The 4,885-nt window shown below is 67.6% G+C and carries 2 protein-coding genes; both read left to right on the top strand.

The annotated features are described in order from the left end of the window. Positions 1-3,374: amino acid adenylation domain-containing protein (locus tag EBH09_RS01255; protein ID WP_238697136.1), on the top strand; the 3,374-nt coding region annotated here is incomplete at its 5' end. 1 nt (position 3,375) lies between these two features. Next, positions 3,376-4,885: condensation domain-containing protein (locus tag EBH09_RS01260; RefSeq protein ID WP_238697137.1), on the top strand; the 1,510-nt coding region annotated here is incomplete at its 3' end.

Here is a 4,885-nt window from a genome sequence, read left to right on the forward strand (position 1 = left end):
GAACCGCAGCAAGTTTCCTCCAACGCTTCACGCACCTCCTGACAGCCTTCACCGCTGACCCGGAACAGGTCCTGACACAGGTTGAATTGCTGGACCCGGCCGAGCGGCATCAACTGCTGGAGGAATGGAACGGGCAGCCGGTCGAAAACCCGCCCACGAACCTGGTGGAGCTGTTCGAGGAGCAGGTGGCGGCCACACCGGATGCGGTGGCGCTGGCATACGCGGGCCAGAGCCTGACGTACGCGGAACTCAACGCGCGTGCCAACCAGTTGGCCCGTTATCTGGCGGGCCGCGGGGTGGGGCCGGAACGGTTCGTCGCGATCGGCATTCCCCGCGGCCCCGACCTGGTCATCAGCCTCCTCGCCGTCCTGAAGACAGGGGCGGCCTATGTCCCCATCGACCCGGACTACCCACCGGAGCGCATCGCCCACATCCTCAACGACGCCGCTCCCGCCCTGCACCTCACCACCCTGGACGACCTGGACCTGGACGGACACACCGACCGGAACCTCACCGACACCGACCGCACCACGCCACTCACGCCGCACCACCCGGCGTACATGATCTACACCTCCGGCTCCACCGGCCGCCCCAAAGGCGTTGTCGTACCGCACTCCGCGGTCGACAACCGGCTGCGCTGGATGCAGGACACCTACCCGCTCGCGCCCGGCGACCGAGTGCTGCAGAAGACACCGTCATCCTTCGACGTGTCCGTGTGGGAGTTCTTCTGGCCATTGCAGGAGGGTGCTTCCCTCGTCATCGCCGAGCCCGGAGGACACAAGGACCCGCGCTACCTAGCCCGGCTCATCCGCGAAGAGGCGGTGACCACCTGCCACTTCGTACCGTCGATGCTCCAGGCCTTCCTGACGGAGCCGGAAGCCGCCGAATGCGCGGAAACACTGCGCCGGGTGTTCAGCAGCGGCGAAGCGCTGCCCCGCGACACGGCCAACACCTTCAACGCGACCCTGCCCGAAGTCGAGCTGCACAACCTGTACGGGCCGACAGAAGCCACCGTCGACGTCACCTACCACCACACCGCCACCTACGACACCGGCCCCGTACCCATCGGCCGCCCGGTGTGGAACACCCGCCTATACGTCCTCGACACCGCCCTCCGCCCCGTACCGGCAGGAGTGCTCGGCGAGCTCTACATCGCCGGCAACCAACTCGCCCGCGGCTACCACCAGCGCCCCGGCCTGACCGCCGACCGCTTCACCGCCGACCCCCACGGCACACCCGGCACCCGCATGTACCGCACCGGCGACCTCGCCCGCTGGCACACCGACGGCCACCTCGAATACGCCGGACGCACCGACCACCAGATCAAACTCCGCGGCCACCGCATCGAACCCGGCGAAATCGAGAACGCCCTCACCGCCCATGACGGGATCGTCCACGCTGCCGTCGTCATGCGTGAGGATGTCCTCGACAGTCCCCGCTTGACTGCCTACATCGTCGCTGAGCAGGCGATCAGCACCAGGGAACTGCGCACGCACCTGGCGGTGAACCTGCCCGACTACATGATCCCGTCAGCCTTCGTCTCCCTCGACAGCCTCCCACTGACCCCGAACGGCAAGCTCGACCGCAAATCTCTCCCAGCACCGGACTACAGCAAGACTGTCGCTGGCCGAGCTCCGCAGGGCCGTCGAGAGGAGCAGTTGGCGCAACTCTTCGCCCGGGCCCTACAGGTCGACGCCGTCGATGCCGACGACCGGTTCTTCGACATCGGCGGCGACAGCATCCTGTCCATCCGGCTGATCGCCCAAGCACGCGCGCTCGGGTACAACCTCACCGTCCGGGACGTGTTCGAGCACCAGACCGTCGCCGCACTCGCCGAGGCCGCAGCTGCCGCTTCGGCCGGCGACAACACGGACGAGGAGACCCAGGCGGTGACGCCCGTGGGCCCCGTGCCGCCCACGCCCATGTCGGCGTGGCTGGCCGACGTCGGTGGACCGACCAGCGAGTTCAGCCAGTCCGTCACCGTGCGCACCCCCGCGGATCTCGCCTCCTGGACACTCACCGAAGCACTCCAAGTCCTGCTGGACCACCACGACAGCCTCCGTCTGCGCACCGGGCCCGACGGCGCGATGGAGGTCCAACCGCCTGGCGTGGTAACCGCTACGGACTGTCTCGTCACCGTGGACGCGACCGGCCTGGACGACAGCGCCCTCCAGCGGCTCATCACAGAAGAGGGCACCGCAGCCCGTACGAGGCTCTCGCCCACGCAGGGCGTCATGCTGCAGGCCGTCTGGCTCGACCGCAGTGCCCAGGAGGGCAGGCTCATCCTGCTGGCACACCACTTGGCCGTCGACACAGTGTCCTGGCACATCCTGGTGGGTGACCTCGTAGCCGCCTGCGAGTCCGCCGCCGCCAGGCCACCCGCCCCTGTGACACTGCAGCCGACCGGCACATCATGGCGTCAGTGGGCCACTGCCCTCCACAAGGCGGCAGCCGACCCGGCCCGTGTGGCCGAGCTCGAACACTGGCGTACGACCCTCGCCGATGTCTCTCCGCACCTGTGTCTCGATCCCGCGCATGACACCCACGCCACCACAGCGGACCACGTGTCAGAACTCGACACCGAGACTACCCAGGCGCTTCTCACCTGGGTCCCCGGCCACTACAACGCCACCCTCAACGAGTTGCTGCTCACCGCCTTCGCCCTGGCCGTCGGCAACTGGCGCCACAGCCGCCCGCACCCGGACGGACCCGACACTCCCGTCGTCGTCGACCTAGAGAGTCACGGCCGGCATGAACACGCGGTCCCGGGTGTTGACCTCACCCGTACGACGGGCTGGTTCACCGCTGTCTACCCGCTGCGCATCCAGCACCATGTCGCCGGCTGGGCAGGGATCTGGAACAGCGGTACGGCGCTCGGCCAAGCGCTGAAGGACATCAAGGAACAGCTTCGCCAAACGCCGGGCGACGGCCTCGGCTACGGCCTGCTGCGCTACCTCAACGACCAGACGCGATCGCGGCTGGCCGAGCTCCCCGGCGCCGAGTTCCGCTTCAACTACCACGGCAGGCTGGTCGGCAACCGGGAATCCGGGCACTGGCAGCCAGTGTCCAGCGGCATCACCGGTATCAGCCCGGCCATGCCGACGAGCCACGCGATCGACGTCAACTCCGTCACCACGGACACGTTGGCAGGTCCTCAGCTCCAGGCGCGGTGGACCTACGCATCGAGGCTGCTGACACAAGACGACGCAATGCAACTGGCAGAGGGCTGGTTCAAGGCACTCCGGGGGCTCGTCGAACACGCGAACAGCGCGGGCGCCGGGGGGCTCGCTCCGTCCGACGTCTCCCACACCTCCATTACGCAGGCTGAACTCGACCAGCTTGAGGCAGAACTCGACTCCGAGTGGGGAATATAGAATGAGCCAGCAGTCGCGCGGGAAGATCGAGGACGTTCTCAGCCTGTCGCCACTACAGGAGGGCTTTCTCTTCCTGCACCTCCTGGATGAGGAAGAGCTGGACGTCTACGTCTCCCAGCACTCGTTCGACCTCGAGGGCGAACTGGACGCCACTGCCATGCGAGGTGCCGCGACGGCGCTGCTGAAGCGGCACGCCAACTTGCGTGCGAGTTTCCGGCAGCGCGGCTCCGGCCAGTGGGTGCAGGTGATCCACCGGGATGTGGAGCCCGCATGGCGGGAAGTGGACCTCACCGCGCGCCCGGCCGCTGAACAGGAGGCCGAGCTTGAACGCACCGCCGCAGAAGACTGCTGGAAGCGGTTCGACCTCTCCCGGCCACCCCTCATCCGCTTCACGCTGATCCGCCTCGGTGGCAACAGGTTCCGCTTCATCCTGACCAACCATCATGTTCTCCTGGACGGCTGGTCGACCCCCCTGCTCCTGCGCGACCTGATGTCGCTCTACATATCGCGCGGAGACGCCAGCGCACTGCCACGCACCCGCCCGTACCGCGACTACCTCACCTGGCTCAACGACCAGGACAAGAACGCCGCCCAGGAAGCCTGGACCGCCGCCCTGGCCGACCTCGACGACGCCATCCTCATCGCACCCGATCCCGCGCCCGTCGTTGCTCCCCCCGGGAGCACCGACATCGAACTCGACGAACAAACCGGCGAGGCACTGATCCGGATCGCCCGTACCCATGGGCTGACCGTCAACACGGTCCTCCAGGGTGCCTGGGCGCTGACGCTCTCCCAGGCCGTCGGACGCGACGATGTCGTCTTCGGCACCACTGTCTCAGGGCGCCCCGCGGAGCTGGAGGGTGTCGAGTCGATGGTGGGCCTCTTCATCAACACGCTGCCGCTTCGCGCCCGGCTGGACCCCGCCGAGTCAGTGACGGACCTCCTGCGACGGCTGCAGTCCGAGCAGGCTCGCCTCCTGAACCACCAGTGGGTCAACCTCGCCGAGATCCAGCGCTGGGCGAAGGCCGGCAAGCTCTTCGACACGGCGCTGATTTTCGAGAACTACCCCCTGGACACGTCCGAGATCGACGGCCATCTGGACTCCGCACTTCTCCGTCTGACGTCACTCAACTCAGTCGGTAACACGGACTTCGCGCTGTGCCTCGTCGCACACATGCAAGGCAACGCACTGCACATGCGCATCGGCCACCGGGCCGAGCTGTGTGACGAGGAGTTCGTCAGGAAGATCACAACGCGGCTCGTCAGCACGCTTCGGGCCATCGTCGCTGATCCGGGTGGGTTGGTGGGCCGGCTGGAGTTGCTGGACCCGGCCGAGCGGCACCGGGTGCTGGAGGAGTGGAACGGCCAGCCGAGCGACGGCATGCCGCCGGTGGGTGTGGTGGCGTTGTTCGAGCAGCAGGTGGCGGCCACGCCGGATGCGGTGGCGCTGACGTGCGAGGGCGAGAGCCTGACGTATGCGGGGTTGAACGCGCGGGCGAACCGGCTGGCCC

This window comes from Streptomyces sp. E2N166, from assembly GCF_003671715.1.
Classification (GTDB): domain Bacteria; phylum Actinomycetota; class Actinomycetes; order Streptomycetales; family Streptomycetaceae; genus Streptomyces; species Streptomyces thinghirensis.